Below are 20251 nucleotides of genomic sequence, written 5' to 3'. Positions count from 1 at the left end.
CGCGGTAGCGCCACGACTTTCATCGCCCGTCCCTCACCTCCCCGGCGTCGCCCGACGTAAAGAACAAGGACTCGATCATGACGGACCCCAGCAAGAACGCCTCCCTCCGCGACCACGCCGACGGCGCCGCGCCCGCAGCCGCCGATGCCGCCGCGCAGGCCGCGGCCGGCCAGGCGCACGAGCCGCTCGAACGCATCGCCATCGTCGGCATCGGTTGCCGCCTGCCCGGCGGCGCCTGCGACCATCGCGGCTTCTGGCAGAACCTGATCGAAGGCAAGGACTGCCTGACCGATACGCCGCTCAACCGCTACGACGTGGCCACCCTGGGCAGCCGCGACAAGAGCAAGCCCGGCCGCCTGGTCGGCGGCCGCGGCGGCTACATCGAGGGCTTCGACGAATTCGATCCGGCGTTCTTCGGCATCAGCCCGCGCGAGGCCGACTACATGGATCCGCAGCAGCGCAAGTTGCTGGAAGTCGCCTGGGAGGCGCTGGAGGACGGCGGCCAAAAGCCTGCCGAACTGGCCGGCCGCGACATCGGCGTGTTCGTCGGCGCCTTCACCCTGGACTACAAGATCGTCCAGTTCGCCGATCTCAGCTTCGAGACCCTGGCCGCGCACACCGCGACCGGCACGATGATGACGATGGCGTCGAACCGGATCTCGTACTGCTTCGACTTCCGCGGCCCCAGCCTGTCGATCGACACCGCCTGCAGTTCCTCGCTGGTCGCGGTGCACCTGGCCTGCCAGAGCCTGCGCCGGCGCGAGACCAGCCTGGCCCTGGCCGGCGGCACTCTGCTGCACATGACCCCGCAGTACACCATCGCCGAAACCAAGGGCGGTTTCCTGTCGCCGGAAGGCAAGTCGCGCACCTTCGACGCCGCCGCCAACGGCTACGTGCGCGCCGAGGGCGTCGGCCTGGTCGCGCTCAAGCGCCTGGACGACGCGCTGCGCGACGGCGACCCGATCTATGCGGTGATCGTCGGCACCGGGGTCAACCAGGACGGCCACAGCAACGGCATCACCGTGCCCAATCCCGACGCCCAGGTCGCGCTGATCGAGCGCGTCTGCCGCGAAGCCGGGATCGTGCCGGGCAGCCTGCAGTACATGGAAGCCCACGGCACCTCGACCCCGGTCGGCGACCCGATCGAGGCCAAGGCGCTGGGCCGCGCGCTGGCGGTCGGGCGCAAACCCGGCGACGAGTGCTACGTCGGCTCGGTCAAGACCAACATCGGCCACACCGAGGCCGCCGCCGGCGTCGCCGGCCTGATCAAGACCGCGCTCGCGCTCAAGCACAAGACCATCCCGCCGCACATCAACCTGCAGACGGTCAACCCGGACATCGACTTGGCCTCGATGCCGTACAAGATTCCGACCCAGGTCACGCCTTGGCCGGCGCATGAGGGCCCGGCCCGCGCCGGGGTCAACTCGTTCGGCTTCGGCGGCACCAATGCGCACGTGCTGCTGGAGGAAGCGCCGCCGCTGGCGCCGCTGGCCGTCGCCGCCGGCGACAACGCCGGCCGCGCCGCCGGCGGCTACAACGTGCTGCCGCTGAGCGCGCGCGACGCCTCGGTGCTGCCGGCCCTGGCCGCGGGCATCGCACGCGAACTGGAGCGCGAAGGCGACGAGGCCGTCGATCTGCGCGACCTGGGCTACACCCTCGCCCATCGCCGCCAGCACTTGGAGTCGCGCCTGGGCGTCGTCTACGACAGCCGCGAATCGCTGCGCGAGCGCCTGGCCGCGTTCGCCGCCGGCGAAGCGCATCCGCACCTGGTCGCCGACGAACGCCGCGCGACGCCGCCGAAGCTGGCCTGGGTGTTCACCGGCATGGGCCCGCAATGGTGGGCGATGGGCCGGCAGTTGTTCGACAACGAGCCGGTCTACCGCGAGGTCATCGAACGTTGCGATCGCGAACTGGCCAAGCATGTCGACTGGTCGCTGATCGCCGAGATGAACGCCGCCGAAGCCGAATCGAAGATGAGCGAGACCTGGCTGGCGCAGCCGGCCAACTTCGCCGTGCAGATCGCCCTGGCGGCGATGTGGCGGGCCAAGGGCGTGCGCCCGGATGCCATCGTCGGCCACAGCACCGGCGAAGTCGCGGCCTTCTACGAGGCCGGCGTCTACACCCTGGAGCAGGCGGTGCGGGTGGTCGTGCACCGCAGCCGCCTGCAGCAGAAGCTGGTCGACACCGGCACCATGCTCGCGGTCAGCCTGACCGAAGCCGAAGCCCTGCGCCGGGTGCGCCCCTACGGCGACCGGGTCTCGGTCGCCGCGGTCAACAGCCCGACCGCGATCACCCTGGCCGGCGACCAGGACGCGCTGGCCGAACTGGCCGAGAAGCTGCAGGCCGAGCAGTTGTTCGCCAAGTTCCTGAGCGTGCGCGTGCCCTACCACAGCGCCAAGATGGACCTGATCAAGGACGAATTGCTGGAGTCGCTGGACGGCCTGGCGCCGCATCCGGCGCAGGTGCCGCTGTACATGACCGCCAAGCCCGGCATCGCCGCCGGCCACGAACTCGACGCCGGCTACTGGTGGGAGAACGTACGCAACAGCGTCGGCTTCCGCGCCGCGATCGACCAGATGGCCCACGACGGCTACGACCTGTTCCTGGAAATCGGTCCGCACCCGGTGCTCGGCCACTCGATCAACGAATGCTTCGCCGCGCGCGGCGCCAGCGCGCGCAGCCTGCCCTCGATCCGTCGCCAGGAAGACGAGGCCGCGCGCTTCGCCGCCTCGCTGGCCGGCCTGCACAACCTCGGCGCGAGCATCGACTGGAACACGCTGCATGCGCAGGGCCGCCCGCTGCCGTTGCCGCGCTATCCGTTCAAGCGCGACCGCTACTGGGTCGAACCGCGTCCGGTCGAACAGGTCCGCCTCGGCCAGCTCGATCACGCCCTGCTCGGCCGGCGCATGGCGGTGGCCGAACCGACCTGGGAAGCCAAGCTCGATGCCGAACGCATGCCCTACCTGGAAGACCACCGCATCCAGGGCAACGTGCTGTTCCCCGCCGCCGGCTACATCGAAATGGCGACCCAGGCCGTGCGCGCGCTGACCGGCGGCAACGGGGCCGCGATCGCCGACATCGAACTGCGCAAGGCGCTGTTCCTGCCCGATGCCGAAGCCGCGACCGTGCAGCTGTCGTTCGCCTCCGACGGCGCCAGCTTCCACGTCTCCAGCCTGTCCGCCGACGGCCAGGACCGCACCGTCCACGCCAGCGGCAGCGTGCGCGCCAGCCAGGGCCGGCGCGGCGGCGCGGCGCTGGACGTGCGCGCGGTGCGCGAGCGCAGCCCGCTGTTCCTGGCGCGCTCGGCCTGCTACGACGCGCTGGCGCGGATGGGCTACCACTACGGCCCGGCGTTCCAGGGCATCGAGGAAGTCTGGGTCGGCCGCGGCGAAGCCCTGGCCCGGATCGTGCCGACCGAACGCCTGCAAGGCGGCGCGGCCGACCACCACTTCCACCCGGCCATGCTCGACGCCTGCTTCCAGACCCTGCTGACGCCGCAGATCCTGCAGCAGGCCGAGGACGGCCCCGCCGACAGCGGCATCCGCCTGCCGCTGTCGATCGAGGAGGTGCGCACCGACGCGATCGGCGACCGCGCCCTGTGGGTGCACGCCCGCGTGCGCCACGACGGCGGCGACGAACTGATCGGCGACATCGCGGTCTACGACGAGCACGGCGCTCCGCTCGGCTATGTCGCCGGCTTCCGCGCCGCCAACGTCGAGAACGCCAGCGCCAAGGTGAACCTGGCGACGATCGACAACTGGCTGGCCGAAACCCGCTGGGTCGAGCTGGCGCCGATCGCGGCGGCCGAGGCGGCCGACGATAGCGCCGCAGTGGCGCCGGCGCAGAGCGATGCCGCGGCGCCGAGCTGGCTGATCCTCGCCGATGCCCAGGGGGTCGGCGACGAACTGGCCGCGTTGGCGCAGGCGCGCGGCGAGCGCGTGCACCTGGTCCGTCCGGGCAAGCGCTACAAGCTGGAAAAGGACCTGCGCGAATCGACGGTGGTGCCGGGCGCATTCAAGGACCTGCAGCGACTGTTCGCCGATCTGGCCAAGGCCGGCGCCGGCGAGTTCGCCCGCGTCGTCCACCTGTGGAATCTCGACCAGCCGCACCTGGAACAGGTCGATGCGACCGAACTCAAGGCCGGCAACGCCCGCGGCGCCTATTCGCTGATCGCGTTGAGCCAGGCGCTGCTGGCTTCGCAGCCCGACGCGCGCCTGCACATCGTCACCCGCGCCACGCAGGCGGTGGCCGACCGCGACGACGTCGAGCCGCTGGGCGCGCCGGCCTGGGGCATCGGCCGAGTGCTGTGGTACCAGGAACTGGTCGCCCAGCGCGGCAAGCTGATCGACCTGCAGGCCGCCGGCGAAGCAACCGGCGCAGCCGCCGACGCGGCGCGCCGCGCCGAGGCCGACGTGCTGCTGGCCGAAATGCTGCAGCAGGACGAAGACGAGATCGCCCTGCGCGACGGCAAGCGCTACACCAGCCGGTTGCAGCCGGCCGACGCGCTGACCCGGCCGCTGCCGCTGCGCCTGCGCGCCGACGGCGCCTACCTGGTCACCGGCGCGTTCGGCGCGCTCGGCCGGCTGCTCTGCCGCACCCTGGTCAAGCGCGGTGCGCGTAAGCTGATCCTGGTCGGCCGCAGCAAGCTGCCGCCGCGCGCGCAATGGAGCGACACCGATCCGGCCAGCGCAGTCGGCCGCAACGTGCGCTTCATCAAGCAGTTAGAGCTGCTCGGCGCCGAGCCGATCCTGGCCCAGCTCGACATCACCGACGAAGGCGCGCTCGCGGCTTGGCTGCAGGACTACAAGCAGCGCGACCTGCCGCCGATCCGCGGCGCCTTCCACCTCGCCGGCCAGGTCCGCGACACCTTGCTCGGCGAAATGACCCGCGACGCCTTCGATCCGGTCTACGACCCCAAGGTGATCGGCGGCTGGCTGCTGCACCGGCACCTGATCGACCAGCCGCTGGAGCACTTCGTCCTGTTCGCCTCGATCGCCTCGCTGGTGACCACCGCCGGCCAGACCAACTACGCCGCCGGCAACGCCTTCCTCGACGCCCTCGCCCATCACCGCCGCGCGCTCGGCCTGCCGGCGCTGAGCCTGGACTGGGGCCCGTGGGCCACCGGCATGATCGAAGAGCTCGGCCTGATCGACCATTACCGCAACAGCCGCGGCATGAGCTCGCTCTCGCCCGACGCCGGCATGGACGTGCTGGAACGCGTGATCGGCCAGGACCGCGCCCAGTTGCTGGTCGCGACCGTGGTCGACTGGCCGATCTTCCTGGCCTGGTACGCCTCGCCGCCGCCGCTGGTGAGCGAGCTGGCCAAGCACGGCGCCGGCGCCGACAGCGGCGAGCGCGGCAGTTTCGTCGAAACCTTCCGCGCCGCCGACGGCGACACCCGCCGGCGCCTGCTCGACGAGCGCTTCCATGCCCTGATCGCCCAGGTGATGCGGATCAAGAGCGAGCAGATCGACACCGACGCCAGCCTCAACGCGCTGGGCCTGGACTCGCTGCTGGCGATGGAACTGCGCGCGCGCATCCACACCGAGCTCAAGGTCGCCCTGCCGGTGGTCACCCTGCTCAGCAGCAGCTCGATCGGCACCCTCGGCGACCAGCTCTACGCCGGCCTGGCCGAACTGGTCGCCGGCGACGGCGGCGACAGCGACGCCTCGGGCTTCGTCGCCCACAGCGACGAAACCCGCTATCCGCTGACCCAGAACCAGAACGCGCTGTGGTTCCTCAAGCAGCTCAACCCCGACGGCTTCGCCTACAACATCGGCGGCGCGGTCGAGGTGCGCACCGAGCTGGAGCCGGAGCTGATGTTCGAAGCGGTGCGCCGATTGATCGCCCGCCATCCCAGCCTGCGCGCCAACTTCATGCTCGACCAGGGCCAGGCGGTGCAGAAGATCTCGGCCGAGGGCAAGCACGACCTGGCCCTGTTCGACGTCCAGGACAAGCCCTGGGACGAGGTCTACCAGCAGATCATCCGCGAGTACCGCAAGCCCTACGACCTCGAGCACGATCCGCTGGTGCGCTTCCGCCTGTTCAAGCGCGGCACGGACCGCTGGGTGATCATGAAGGCCGTCCACCACATCATCTCGGACGCGATCTCCACCTTCACCTTCATCGAGGAACTGCTGTCGATCTACGAGGGCTTGCGCCGCGGCGAACAGGTCCAGCTGGCGCCGGTGCGCGCGCGCTACCTGGATTTCCTCAACTGGCAGAACCGCTTCCTCGCCACCCGCGACGCGGCCAAGATGCTGGACTACTGGCAGGACCATCTGCCGGCGCAGGTGCCGATCCTCAACCTGCCCACCGACAAGCCGCGCCCGATCGTGCAGACCCATAACGGCGCGTCGGAGTTCTTCGCCCTCGACCCCGAGCTGAGCGCGCGCATCCACCAACTGGCGCGCGACAACGGAGTCACCGTGTTCATGGTGCTGCTGAGCGCCTACTACCTGCTGCTGCACCGCTACACCGGCCAGGACGACGTGATCGTCGGCAGCCCGGTCATGGGCCGCACCCAGGAGGAGTTCGCCCAGGTCTACGGCTACTTCGTCAACCCGCTGCCGCTGCACGTCAACCTGGCTTCGCAGCCCAGCGTCGCCGAACTGCTGGAGCAGGTGCAGCGCATCGTCCTCAACGGCCTGGACAACCAGGAATACCCGTTCGTGCTGCTGGTCGAGAAGCTCGGCCTGCAGCACGACCCGAGCCGCTCGGCGGTGTTCCAGGCGATGTTCATCCTGCTCGCGCACAAGGTCGCCACCGAGAAGTACGGCTATCGCCTGGAGTACATCGAACTGCCGGAAGAGGAAGGCCAGTTCGACCTGACCCTGTCGGCCTACGAGGACGAGGCCGACCAGCGCTTCCACTGCGTGTTCAAGTACAACACCGACCTGTTCCTGCCGCAGACCATGCAGCGGCTGGCCGGGCATTACGTCAACCTGCTCGAGGAACTGACCCGCGCCGCGGCCTCGACCTCGATCGCCCGGCTGCGCCTGCTCGGCGACGACGAACGCCGCACGGTGCTGGAGCAGTGGAGCGGCGCGGCCGACACGGTCGATGCCGCGCGCCCGGTGCACGAACTGATCGGCGAAGTCGCCCGCGCCCGGCCGGATGCGGTCGCGGTATCGGCGCCTAGCGAATCCGGCGCGGTGCAGCAGCTCAGCTACGGCGAACTGGAGCGACGCTCCAACCGCCTGGCGCGCAAGCTGATCGAGCTCGGCGTCGGCGCAGGCACGGTGGTGGCGCTGTGCCTGGACAAGTCGCCGGAACTGATCGTGACCCTGCTCGCGGTGCTCAAGGCCGGCGGCGCCTACCTGCCGCTGGATCCGGACTATCCGGCCGAGCGCTTGGCCTACATGGCCAGCCACGCCCAGGCCCGGTTCGCGGTGGTCGAGGAAAGCCGCCGCGCGCGCCTGGCCGGCTGGGACGGCGACGTGCTGACCCCGGACGACCTGCACCTGATCGCCGACGCCGACACCGATGCCTCCGCGCTGGACCTGGCGGTGCCGCTGTCGTCCGCCGCCTACGTGATCTACACCTCCGGCTCGACCGGCAAGCCCAAGGCGGTGCGGGTCACCCACGCCAACCTGGCGTCGGCCTACGCGGGCTGGGAGCGCGAGTACCGCCTGAGCGAGACCGGCGCCCATCTGCAGATGGCCAGCTTCTCCTTCGACGTGTTCGCCGGCGACCTGGTGCGGGCGCTGTGCTCCGGCGCCAAGCTGGTGCTGGTGCCGCGCGAGCTGCTGTTCAATACCGAGCGCCTGTACCGGACCATGCTCGACGAACAAATCGATGCGGCCGAGTTCGTGCCGGCGGTGGTGCGCTCGGTGATGGACTACTGCGAGCGCGAAGGCCGGCGCCTGGACTTCATGCGCCTGCTCGCAGTCGGTTCGGACGTGTGGAAGGTCGAGGAGTACCGGCGCCTGCGCGCCCTGGCCGGGCCGTCCAGCCGGGTGGTGAATTCCTACGGCCTCAGCGAAGCGACCATCGACAGCACCTACTTCGAGGGTCCGACCGACGACCTCGACCCCAGCCGGATGGTGCCGATCGGCCGTCCGTTCCCGAACAGCGAGCTGTACATCCTCGACGCGCACCGCCAGCCGGTGCCGGCCGGAGTCCCGGGCGAGCTGTGGATCGGCGGCGGCGGGGTCAGCGCCGGCTACGTCGGCGACGACGCCCAGACCGAGCAGCGCTTCGTCGAGCTCGAGCTCGGCGACGGCCGCCTGCGCCGGCTGTATCGCAGCGGCGACCTGGCGCGCTGGAGCGCGTCCGGCGAAGTGCAGCTGATCGGCCGCGTCGACAGCCAGGTCAAGGTGCGCGGGCACCGGGTCGAGATCGGCGAGATCGAATCCCAGCTCGCCGCCTGGCCGGCGATCCGCGAGGCGGTGCTGACCGTGCGCGACGACGGCCGCGGCGAAGCCTCGCTGTGCGCCTACTGCGTGCCGGCCGACGCCGGCGAACGGCTGAACTGGCGCGCGCTGCGCGAGCACCTGGCCAGCTACCTGCCGACCTTCATGATCCCGGCGCGCTTCGTCCAGCTCGACGCCCTGCCGCTGTCGGCCAACGGCAAGGTCGACCTGGCCGCGCTGCCCGCGCCGGACGCGAACGCCGGCGCGGCGCAGTTCGAACCGCCGACCACCCTGTTCGAGCTGCGCATGGCCGAGCACTGGCAGCGCCTGCTCGGGCTGGAGCAGGTCGGCCTGCAGGACGACTTCTTCGAGGTCGGCGGCAGCTCGATCAAGCTGATCGAACTGATCTACAACCTGCAGACCGAGTTCAACATCGCCATCGCGGTCAGCCAGTTGTTCAAAGTCACCACCCTGCACGGCATGGCCAAGACGGTGGAGGCGATCAGTACCGGCCGCATCGCCGGCGCCCAGCCCTATCTGCGCTTCAACGTCGGCCACGGCCCGACCATCTTCTGCTTCCCGCCGGCCGGCGGCCACGGCCTGGTCTACCGCCAGCTCGCGGTGCACCTGCCCGAGTACGAGTTCGTTTCGTTCAACTACATCCTCGGCGACGAGAAGGTCGCCAGCTACGCCGACTTGATCGAGAGCATCCACGCCGACGGCCATTGCACCCTGTTCGGCTACTCGCTCGGCGGCAACCTCGCCTTCGAAGTGGCCAAGGAGCTGGAACGCCGCGGCCGCGAGGTGCCGAACGTGGTGATCATGGACTCGTACCGGATTCCGGAGTCGTTCGAGCTCGGCAACGAGCACTTCGAGGCGTTCGAGCGCGAGCTCAGCGAGCACCTGCGCAAGCACACCGGCTCGGAGATCGTCGCCGAGGAGACCCTGCAGCAGGCCAAGGACTACATCCGCTTCTGCAGCCAGACCCCGAACACGGGGATGGTCTCGGCCCCGGTCAGCGTGATCTCCGACGAGGACAAGGTGGTGTTCTACGGCACCGGCCACCGCGGCACCTGGCACGGCAGCTCGACCACCCGCACCGAGGTGTTCAAGGGTTTCGGCAAGCACGCCGACATGCTCGACCAGGACTACATCGCCCTCAACGCCGCGCTGGCGCGCGGCATCCTGGTCGGGGAGGTCAGCGATGCCGGCTGATTCCGGATACCGTCTCGAGCCGCCGGCGCGCGCCGGCGGCAAGTCCGCCGACGGGCCGCGCTGGGAGGCGCGCGCCCGCGGCCCCGGCGACAAGCCGCGGGTGATCGTGATCGGCGCCGGCGTGGCCGGCCTGGCCTCGGGCTGCTACGGCCAGATGAGCGGCATGGAGACGCGCATCTTCGAGAAGCACGTGCTGCCCGGCGGCTGCTGCACCGCCTGGTCGCGCCAGGGCTACATCTTCGATTACTGCATCGAGTGGCTCAACGGCACCGCGGCCGGCAACGACGCCAACCGGGTCTGGCGCGAACTGGGCGCGCTGGACGGCAAGTCGATCCGCCTGTTCGACAGCTTCAACACGGTCAGCGACGAGCACGGCCGCTCGGTCACCTTCTACAACGATCCCGACCGGCTCGAGCGCCACCTGATCGACCTGTCGCCGATCGACGCGCCGCTGATACGGCAGTTCTGCGACGACCTGCGCCGCTTCACCCGGATGGCGCTGCATCCGTTCCTGACCCCGCCGCCGCTGGAGAGCTGGCGCGAGAAGTACGCCACCCTGCGCCAGGTGCTGCCGGCGTTCCGGCTGTTCTGGCGCAACGGCGCGACCCAGATGAACGATTTCGCCGACCGCTTCCAGGACCCTTTGCTGCGCCGCGGTTTGCGCAACATCTTTTTCCAGGACCCGGGCAATTTCTCCCTGGTGCCCTACCTGTACAACATCGCCGAGGCGCACAACGGCAACGTCGGCTTCCCGCAGGGCGGCTCGCTCGGGCTGTCGCGCTCGATCGAGGCGCGCTACCTCGAACTGGGCGGGCGCATCGACTACCGCGCCCGGGTCAGCCGGATCCTGGTCGAGAACGGGCGCGCAATCGGAATCGAGCTCAAGAACGGCGAGCGCCACTACGCCGACCACGTGATCGCCGCCTGCGACGGCCTGACCGCCTTGCGCAGCCTGCTCGACGGCAAGTACGGCAACCCGCGCGTGGACAAGCTCTACGACCAGGTGCTCGACCGCCCCGGCGAGCGCTATCCCGGCGTGGTCTCGGCCTTCGTCGGCTTCGAGGGCGACCTGCCCGCGGACACGCCGCACAGCACCACCTACCTGCTCTCGGCGCAGGACGCCGACGCCTTGCCGGGCGCGGTCCAGGGCAGCCTGGTAGTGCAGCTGCGCTCGCGCTATTGCGAGGGTTTCGCCCCGCCCGGCCACTCGATCCTGCACTGTACCTACTTCAGCGACTACGACTACTGGAAGCGCCTGCGCAGCAGCGACCGCAAGCAGTACTGGGCGCTCAAGCGCCAGGTCGCCGAGTTCGTGCGCGAGTTCCTCGAACGCCGCCATCCGGGCTTGGGCGCGCGGATCCGCCTGGTCGACGTCGGCACGCCGGCCTCGACCGAGCGCTACACCGGCAACTACAAGGGCGCGATCCTGGCCTGGAAGTCGCCCGAGGCCGACGACCTGATGGCCGACCTGGTCAAGAAGGACCGCATGCGCCTGCAAGGCCTGGGCGGGTTCTCGATGGCCGGACACTGGGTCGGCGGCGGCGGCCTGATCCGCTCCGCCTCGACCGGCCGCTTCGTCATCCAGTTCCTGTGCCGGGAACTGGGCCTGCCGTTCAAGGCCTGGGAAAGCGGCAACGCCGCGCCGTGGCGGATCGAGCAGCTCGGCCATTTCCCGCAACTGGACAAGGGGCCGCCGCTGGAGCGCAGCACACCGAAGCTGCGCGCGGCGGACGCCGCCGCCCCGACCGCACCGGCGCCCGTCGCCTGACCGCCAAGGAAGCCAGGACATGTCGCATACGTTGGGCAACAGAGAAAGCATGATCATCATCGGCGCGGGGCTGGGCGGCCTGTCCACCGGCTGCTACGCGCAGATGAACGGCTACAAGACCCAGATCTTCGAGATGCACGAAATCCCCGGCGGCTGCTGCACCGCCTGGGAGCGCGGCGACTTCACCTTCGACTGCTGCATCAGCTGGCTGCTCGGCAACGGCCCGGGCAACGAGATGCACCAGATCTGGATGGAACTGGGCGCGCTGCAGGGCAAGCAGATGCGCCACTTCGACGTGTTCAACATCGTCCGCGGCCGCAACGGCCAGGTGGTGTACTTCTACTCCGACCCGGACCGGCTGGAAGCGCACCTGCTCGAAATCTCGCCGGCCGACGCCAAGCTGATCCGCGACTTCGTCGGCGGCCTGCGCAAGTTCCGCAAGGCCCTGGCGGTGTACCCCTTCCTCAAGCCGGTCGGGCTGATGGGGCGCTGGGAGCGCTGGAAGATGCTGGCCTCCTTCGTCCCCTACTTCAACGCCATCCGCAAGTCGATCACGGTGCTGATGACCGACTACTCGGCCAAGTTCAAGGACCCGTTCCTGCGCGAGGCGTTCAACTTCATCCTCTACGAAAAGCACCAGAACTTCCCGGTGCTGCCGTTCTACTTCCAGCTCGCCTCGCACGCCAACCTGTCCGCCGGCGTGCCCGAGGGCGGCTCGCTGGGCCTGGCCAAGTCGATCGAGGCCCGCTACCGCCGGCTCGGCGGCCAGGTGCACTACAACGCCAAGGTCGAGGAGATCCTGGTCGAGGACGATCGCGCGGTCGGCGTGCGCCTCAGCGACGGCCGCGAGGTCCGCGCCGACATCGTGGTCTCGGCCGCCGACGGCTACACCACGATGATGCGCTTCCTCAAGGGCCGCTACCTCAACGATACCTTCCGCAAGCTCTACACCGAAACCATCAACCAACCGCACATGGTGTTCCCGGGCTACTTCATCGCCTTCCTCGGCCTGGACAAGCCCTTCCCGGAAGGCGAGCCCTGCACCACCTACCTGCTGGAACCGGAGGAAGCCGAGGAGATGATCGGCATCCGCCACCCCAGCATCAACGTCCAGTTCCGCAGCCGGCACTACCCCGAGCTGGCGCCGGACGGCACCAGCATCGTCTACGCCACCTACTTCTGCGACATCGCGCCGTGGCGCGCGCTCAACGAAGGCCCAGAGCAGGTCAGCCGGGTGCGCAAGGGCGAGGAGCTGCACACCCTGCCGGTGCGGCGCGGGCACGAGTACCACGCGGCCAAGCGCCGGGTCAGCAACGCGATGATCCGGTTCCTGGAAAAGCGCTACCCCGGGCTGAAGGATTCGATCAGCGTGCGCGACGTGTCCAGCCCGCTGACCCAGGTGCGCTACACCGGCAATTTCGACGGCACCGTGCTCGGCTGGCAGCCGTTCGTGGAAAGCGGCGAGACCCTGGAGGAAGCGATCAAGGAGCACGGCCCGGTGATGCAAGGCCTGTCGAACTTCTACATCTCCGGGGTGTGGGCGACCACCGGCGGGCTGATCCGCGCCGCCGCCGCCGGTCGCCACGTCATGCACTTCATCTGCAAGGACGACGGCAAGGACTTCACCGCCAGCATCGACCAGACCGCGCCGCCGCCGACCCATCTGATCGTGCCGGTCGGTCCCGCCGCGCCCGGTGCGGCCGCACCGCAGGGCTTTCCGCAACTGGCCGCGGCGCGGGCGGTCGGCGCATGAGCGCGGCCGCGGCGACGGACCGCCGCGCGGTCGGCGGGCTGATGCTGGCGGTGTTCCTGGGCGCGCTGGAGCAGACCGTGGTCGCGACCGCGCTGCCGGCGATCGTGCGCGAGCTGCAGCGCATCGACCTGCTCGGCTGGACGATCTCGGTGTATCTGCTGGCCACCGCCGCGGCCACGCCGGTGATCGCCAAGCTCGGCGACCTGCACGGCCGGCGCCGGCTGATGCACGCCTGCATCGGCTTGTTCGGGCTGGGTTCGCTGGCCTGCGCGCTGGCGCCGAGCATGCCGGCGCTGATCGCCGCGCGCGCCCTGCAAGGCGTCGGCGGCGCCGGGTTGATCGTGATCGCGCAGGCGGCGGTGGCCGAGATTGCCGGGCCGCGCGAGCGCAGCCGCTACACCGGCTTGTTCGCGATGGTGTGGGCGCTGGCCGGGCTGATCGGGCCGGTGCTCGGCGGCCTGCTGACCGACGCGCTGGGTTGGCGCGCGGTGTTCTGGATCAATCTGCCCTTGGGCGCGCTGGCGCTGTGGGCCGGCGCGCCGGCGCTGCGCCGGCTCGGCATGGGCCGGCCTGGCGGGCGCATCGACCTGGCCGGCACGACGCTGTTCGTGCTCGCCACCTGCGCCCTGCTGACCGCGCTGTCGTGGGGCGGCGGCCGCTACCCCTGGCTGTCGGCGCCGGTGCTCGGCGGCTTCGCCGCGGCCGCGCTCGGCGCGCTGGTCTTCGCCCGCCAGCAAGGCCGCAGCGCCGAGCCGATGCTGGCGCCGGCCTTGTTGCGCGATGCGGTGATCGGCCCGGCCTTGCTGGTCTGCCTGCTGATGTACGGCTTCTACATCGCGGTGGCGGTGCTGATACCGGCCTATTTCCAGATCGGCCACGGCCTGCCCGCTTCGCGCGCCGGCCTGCTGTTGGTGCCGGCGCTGGTGGCCGGCGCGATCGGCGCGCTGGGCGCCGGGCGCTACGCCGCACGCAACGGCGACTACCGGCGGCCGGTGTTGCTGGCGTTGCCGGTGGCGATGCTGGCGGCGCTGGCGATGGGACTGTGGGCCCAGGCGCTGAGCCCGCTCGCGACGGCCTTGCTGTTCGCCGCGGTCGGCCTGGGCACCGGCCCGTGCAGCGCGCTGGTCAACGTGATCGCCCAGAACGCCGCGCCGGCCGAGCAACTCGGCGCAGTCACCGGGGCGATGGCGTTCGCCCGCACCCTCGGCGCGGCGGTCGTCACCGCGGCCGGCTCGGCGCTGATCCTGCTGCACGTGCGCCGGGGCGGCGGCGAGTTCGCCGGCGCGCGCTTGAGCGAATTCGCCGCGCAGTCCCTGTCGGCGCCGACCCGCGAGCTGTTCCGCTCCGGCTTCGCCCAGTTGTTCTTCGCCACCGCGCTGGCGATGGCCGCGACCTGGCTGGTCTATGCGGCGATCCGCTCGCCGGTGCTGCGCCTGCGCCCGGCCGCGGCCGAGTCCTGAGACAAGCGCCGAATTGCGAACCCGCTCGCAGTTCGGCGCCCGGATCGGCCCCGGGCTAGGGTCGTTCCCAGGTAGCGCCGGCCCAGGCCGCGTTGTGCAATGCGCCTACAGGGGCGCAATTACGACGAGGGACCGCTCATGGACAGCGTCAACGGCGCATCGCGCAGCAACGAAACCCAGTCCGCCAACGCCAGCGACCCGGCCCAGGCCACACCGACCGCGAGCGAGCTGCGCGAAGACGAGCTGCGCGAAACGTTGCGCGAAAATCCGCAGGCGGTGGCTGCGCTGGACCGTCTGGTCGCCGACCGGAATTTCGCCCAACTGACCGACGAGCAGAAAGTCGAGTCGCTGAATTCCTTCGCCGCCGCACCCAACGCCGCCACCGCGAGCTATCTGCAAGGCGCCGCCGAACTCAGCCTGAATCCGCAGGCCACACCGAGCGGCCTGACCCCCGACGCCGGCACCCTGACCCTCGACGGCGTCACTTACGGCATCGAACAAGGGCGCCTGCTCGATGCCCAGGGCCGGACGGTCGGCACCATCCGCAACGACGGCAGCCTGCAATTGGCGGTCGAGACCGCGCCGCGCAGCGTCTACGACAACATCTCCACCCGGGTGCAGCTGCAAGAACTCGACGGCACCCAGATGCGCAACGTGCTCGACCTGCACGCGGCCGATCCGCGCGGCCGCCTGGACAACCCCAACCTCAACCAAGAGGTGGCCAACCGGGTCACCGCGGTGATCGAGCAGGCGCGGCGCGAAGGCATGAACATGCGCGTGGACACCGCCTACCGCAGCTTCCCCGAGCAGGACGCGCTGTACGCGCAGGGCCGCACCGCGCCCGGCAACCGGGTCACCAACGCGCGCGGCGGCCAGTCCTGGCACAACTACGGGGTCGCGGTCGACGTGGTGTTCAACGACGCCAACGGCCGGCCGAGCTGGGCCGAAACCAACAACTGGGACCGCTACGGCCAGATCGCGGTGTCGCAGGGCCTGGAATGGGGCGGCAACTGGCAAGGCTTGGTCGACCGTCCGCATGTCGAATACCACCCCGGCTTCGACGCCGGCGATGCGCGCCACATGCAGCAGAGCCATCGCCAAGGCGGGCTGGAAGCGGTCTGGGACCGGATGGGCATCGGCCAGCAGCCTTGATCCGCAGAACCGCCGCGCATCCGCGCGCTAGACTGCCTGGGCCATGAACGCCGAACGTCTCGCCACGATCGACCGATGCCGCGCTGCGAGACCCGCGGCGCGGCGCCGCTGGGCCCGCATCGCCGCCGGCGCGCTGAGCCTGGTCTTGCCGCTGGCCTTGTGCGCCTGCCTGGCCGGGCCGCCGCCGGCCACCGCCAGCGCTGCGGCGATCGTCGATTCGCAATCGCTGACGGGCACCGGCGCGGTCGCCTTCCATCCGCAGCGCGCGCTGCTGGCCTGGGCCGACGGCAACCGCTGGCACACGCTCGACCTCGACAGCGGCCAGCGCAGCGACCATCTCGCCGAGTCGCCGGTGGCCGACCTGGGCTTCGCCGCCGACGGCGACCTGTGGCTGATCGCCGACCGCGCCGAGCGTTGGCGCGACGGCCAGCGCGCGTGCCGCAGCGAGGCCGGCGATCTCAGCCGCTGGTTCGGCGCCGATGCCGACGGCGCCGCGGTCGCCCGTTATATGCATTCCGACGGCGTCGGCCCGCTGCGCCAGCAACTGTGGCTGTCGTCCGACTGCCGCACCGTGCGCGAAGACACCCGGCCTTTGCCTTCGCACATCCGCGAGGTCGGCGACGATCCTGGCGAACCGCTGCGCGCCGGCGCCGCACCGGCCGCGGCCGGCCTGGCCGAACAGTTGCCTGCGCTCGGCGCCGACGGCGCCAGCCCGCGCCGCACCCTCGCCCTGTCGCACGACGGCCGCTGGCGCGTGATCGACGAAAACGGCCAGCGCATCCTGCGCCGCACCGGCGCCCCTGACCCGTCGTCCCGGTAGTTGCTGCCCAACCCCGAGCCTCTGATCCCGAGTGCCCGTAGCGGCCGCTACTGACACTTGGCACTGTCGCGTCCCGCGCCCGCCGCCCTACCGTCGCCGGACTTTATCTACACGGTGCGACGCATGAGCAGGCAGTGGGCGGTGTGGGCTCTGGGATGGGCGCTGGCGGCCGGAACGGCGCAGGCGCAGCAAGTCGATCTGTCGGCGCTGGACAAGCACATGCATGGCCGCCCGGCGCAGGTGCTGGTGCTCGGCACCGTGCATCTTTCCGACATGCCGAAGACTTTCGACGCCAAGGCGCTGGCGCCGCTGCTCGACCGGGTCGCCGGGTTCGAGCCCGAGATCATCACCATCGAGTCGATCTCCGGCGAAAGCTGCGACCTGGTCGCGCGCCACCCGGCCGTCTACAGCGCGGACGACTTCAAACCCTATTGCCGCGACACTTCGGACGCGCGCGCGGCGACCGGCCTGGACGTGCCGGCGGCGATCGCCGAAGCCAACCGGACCCTCAAGCAGTGGCCGGCCCAGCCCAGCGCGGCGCAACGCCGGCGTCTGGCCGCGGTGTTCCTGGCCGCCGGCGATTCGACCTCGGCCCTGGTGCAGTGGCTGTATCTGCCGGCCGCCGAACGCCGCGCCGGCGACGGTCTCGACGCCAAGCTCGTCGCCCGACTGGAAAAAGCGCGCGCCGGCCGCAGCGAGAACGAACTGATCGCCGCGCCGCTGGCGGTGCGCGCCGGCTTGCAGCGGGTCCACCCGACCGACGACCACACCGGCGACGCCGTCGACGTCTCCGACCCGCAGGCCTACGGCCAGGCGATCATGGCCGCCTGGGCCTCGGCCAAGGAGGCCTCCAAGACGGTGCGCGAACGCGACGATGCGCTGCGCCGCGGCCAGGACATGCTGGCCCTGTACCGTTACATCAATCGCCCGGACGTGCTCGGCGTAGTCGCCGACGGCGACTTCGGCGCAGCGATGCGCGAGGCCTCGCCGCAGCGCCTGGCCCAGGTCTACGTCGCCGGCTGGGAAACCCGCAACCTGCGCATGGTCGCCAACATCCGCGCCAGCTTCCGCGAGCGCCCCGGCGCGCGCGTGCTGGCGATCGTCGGCAGCCAGCACAAGCCCTGGTTCGACTCGCTGCTGGGGCAGATGCAGGGCGTGGAGATCGTCGACCTGCAGCAAGTGCTGAAGTAAGCCGCCGATCCGGCCGTCGCCCGCCGTCCCGGCGGGCGCGGCCCGCCGACCAGGCGCCGGTTCGCCGTCACACGGCCAACAGGCGCATCGCCAGCCACGCCGGAACGCCGAGGTAGAACGCCGCCCGCCCCAGCCACTCCAGCGCGTCGCGCAACGCCGCCGCGTGCGCGCTGCGCAACGCGACCGCCAGCGCCGCGACCGCCTCGATCGCGATCCGCAGCGCGGCGGCGAACAGCATCAGGCCGATCGACCACGACGCCCACCAGATCGCCAGGCCGGTCAGGTAGGCGACCAGCCCATAGCTGTAGTACTCGCCGAACGCACCGCCGAAGGCGATGATCTGGTGCAGGCGGAACGCGACCAGCGCCAGCAGCAGCGGAAACAGGCCGAACTTCAACAAGGCATGGTCGAGCCGCGGCCGGCGCGCGTCGGCGCGGCTTTGCGCCAATTCGGCCAGGCCGGCGGCGAAACGGCCTTCCAGGCGCCACGGCGCGCCCGCCGCCGCGGTCATGCGCTGCAACGCGCGCGGGTTCGCCCGCGCCAGGCCGCGCGACCACAGCGGGCCTTCGGCCAGGCGCAGATCGGCGCCGCCGCGCGGCAGCGGGACGTACCAGGGCCGCAGCGCGGCGATCGACGCCAGCGGAAGCTCGATCCGTTGCCGGCGCCGGTCCAGCACCAGCAACGTCGCTTCGACGCGCGCCTGAGCGGCGAAGCTGCGCTCGATCGCCCAGGCGGCCACGAGCGGCGCGACCACCAGCACGGCGAACAGCATCAGCTGCGACAAGGACTGGATCTGCAGCCCGGTGCGCAGCAGCATGTCGGCGGCCAGCCACAGCAAGCCCGCGCCCGCGCACAGCCGCAGCGCGCCGCTCGTCGCGCGCCACAACGGCGTCAGTACGACGACCTCGAGCGTCGCTGGCTGCGCGTCGGCGGCAGCGGTGCGGCCGCGCGCGGTCCGCCACAGCGTGAACGCCGCCAGGCCGAGCAGGAAAACCGCCGCGGCACGCCCGACCCAATCGCCCCAGCGCACCATCAGGGTCGGCGCCGGATCGCGGGCGCTGACGAACGCGGTCAACACCGCCTGGTCGCCGGTCGAGGTGCTGGCCAACACCTCGCCGGTGTCGTCGATGATCGCGCTGAGCCCGTTGGTGGTGACGCGCACCTGCGGCAGGCGGGTTTCGATGCTGCGGAAAGCCGCCACCGCCAGGTGCAGGCGCGCGCCGACCGGATAATCGGTGAACCAGGAATCGTTCGACAGGCCGACGATGGCCTGCGCGCCGAGCCGGGCGCCGTCGATGGCCAGGCCGGTCTCCACGTCGTCCAGGCAGATCAGCGGCACCACGTTGACCTCGCGCCCGTCGGCGCTGCGCAACGGCAGCACCCGCGCGCCGTCGCCCGGGCGCCAGCCGCCGGTCCACGGCAACCAGCGGCGCAGCCGCGGCCCGTCCAGCCAATCCGGCACATGCTCGGTCAGCGGGAACGGATAGGTCTTGCGATACATGCCGAGCAGCCCCCGGCCGGGCTCAAGGAACGCCGCGGCGTTGTACTCGCCCTGCCCGTCGCGGTCGTAAGTGCCGAACACCAGCGGCACGCCCGACTCGTCGACGAAGCCCTGGATCTCGCGATCCAGCGCCGCGCCGTCCTCGCTGCGCGGGTTGCCGTAGCTGGTGGGATATACGGTTTCCGACCACAGCAGCACGTCGGCGCCGTGGTCGCGGATCGCCGACCACGACAGCGCGTAATGCGTGTCCAGCACCTTGCGCACTACCGCATAGGCGCCGATCTGCTTACGCAGGCGTTCGTAATCGGTGATGCTGGCCTGGACCATGGCCACGCGCAGCGTCGGCGCGTCGGCGGCCGGCGGCGCCTGCAGGCCGTCGCGCCGTACCGCGCCGTAACCGGCCATGCAGGCCACGATCCCGGCGCCCAGCCATAGCGGCTTCAGCAGCGCGCGCGCGCCGAGGCCGCGGCGCCCGATCGCGGCCGCCAGCGCCTCGTTGACCAGCAACAACAGCAGGGTCAGGCCCGCTGCGCCGCCGAGGTCGGCGACCTGGCGCAGCGTCGCGGACGGAAACAGGCCGTGGCCCAAGGTGTCGCCCAGCAGCTTGGGCGCCAGCCATTCGCAGGCCACCCAGGCGCAAGCCGCAGCCAGCGCGCGCAACAGCGCGCCATAACGGCGTCCGACCCAGTGCCGGACCAGCGCATAGGCCAGGAACTGCGGCTGCATCAGCGGCGCCAGCGCCAGCAGCAGCGCGGTCGCCGTCGCCGCGCCCATGCCGGTGTAGGCGCCGATCGCCGCGCCGAACCAATGCAACACCGCGGCGACGAAGGCCACGCTCATCAACGCCGCGTTGGCCAACGCGCCCGGCGCGGTGCCGATGCGGTTCAAGGCCAGCAGCCACGGCACCAGGGCGACGAAGCCCAGCCCCCAGGCGGGGCCGCCGCGAGCGTACAGGCCGAGCAACACGGCGGTGGCGAGGATGCCGGCGTAGCTACGCCAGCGGGGCTGGGACAGCCGCTCCGTGGTCAAGTCGAAGA

Annotated in this window: 8 protein-coding genes; 7 read left to right on the top strand and 1 reads right to left on the bottom strand. The window is 70.9% G+C overall.

What is annotated here, in order from left to right; genetic code table 11:
• Nucleotides 1–77 precede the first annotated feature (77 nt).
• From AC3A57_RS19350 to AC3A57_RS19320, 7 genes are all read left to right on the top strand, one after another.
• Nucleotides 78–9569 carry an HSAF biosynthetic non-ribosomal peptide synthetase/polyketide synthase gene (locus AC3A57_RS19350; protein ID WP_487580401.1) on the top strand — a complete coding sequence of 3164 codons (9492 nt, stop codon included), beginning with the start codon at nt 78–80 and terminating at the stop codon, nt 9567–9569.
• Complete coding sequence (locus tag AC3A57_RS19345; protein ID WP_487580400.1) at nt 9559–11337, top strand: phytoene desaturase family protein; 1779 nt, start codon at nt 9559–9561, stop codon at nt 11335–11337. Before AC3A57_RS19350 ends, AC3A57_RS19345 begins: the two co-directional genes overlap by 11 nt.
• 19 nt (nt 11338–11356) lie before the next feature.
• On the top strand, nt 11357–13090 hold the full coding sequence (locus AC3A57_RS19340; protein WP_487580399.1) for a phytoene desaturase family protein: 1734 nt from the start codon (nt 11357–11359) through the stop codon (nt 13088–13090).
• Nucleotides 13087–14550, top strand: a complete 1464-nt coding sequence (locus tag AC3A57_RS19335; RefSeq protein ID WP_487580398.1) for an MFS transporter — start codon at nt 13087–13089, stop codon at nt 14548–14550. Before AC3A57_RS19340 ends, AC3A57_RS19335 begins: the two co-directional genes overlap by 4 nt.
• Before the next feature lie 138 nt (nt 14551–14688).
• Nucleotides 14689–15702, top strand: coding sequence for a M15 family metallopeptidase (locus AC3A57_RS19330; RefSeq protein ID WP_487580397.1), 1014 nt, complete (start codon nt 14689–14691; stop codon nt 15700–15702).
• 43 nt (nt 15703–15745) lie between these two features.
• A complete protein-coding gene (locus tag AC3A57_RS19325) occupies nt 15746–16522 on the top strand; it encodes a hypothetical protein (RefSeq protein WP_487580396.1) in 777 nt (258 codons plus the stop codon).
• A gap of 123 nt (nt 16523–16645) precedes the next feature.
• A complete protein-coding gene (locus tag AC3A57_RS19320) occupies nt 16646–17713 on the top strand; it encodes a DUF5694 domain-containing protein (protein ID WP_487580395.1) in 1068 nt (355 codons plus the stop codon).
• Nucleotides 17714–17780: 67 nt separating this feature from the next.
• On the opposite strand, the gene lnt is transcribed toward AC3A57_RS19320, so the two are convergent.
• Nucleotides 17781–20243: an apolipoprotein N-acyltransferase gene (gene lnt / locus AC3A57_RS19315; RefSeq protein WP_487580394.1), complete on the bottom strand. Its 2463-nt coding sequence runs from the start codon at nt 20241–20243 to the stop codon at nt 17781–17783.
• Between the last annotated feature and the right edge of the window lie 8 nt (nt 20244–20251).

Source organism: Lysobacter sp. Soil_C_15 (genome assembly GCF_057657315.1).
The sequence above is the reverse complement of the archived record's forward strand: the minus strand, read 5'-3'. Positions and strand labels throughout refer to the sequence as shown.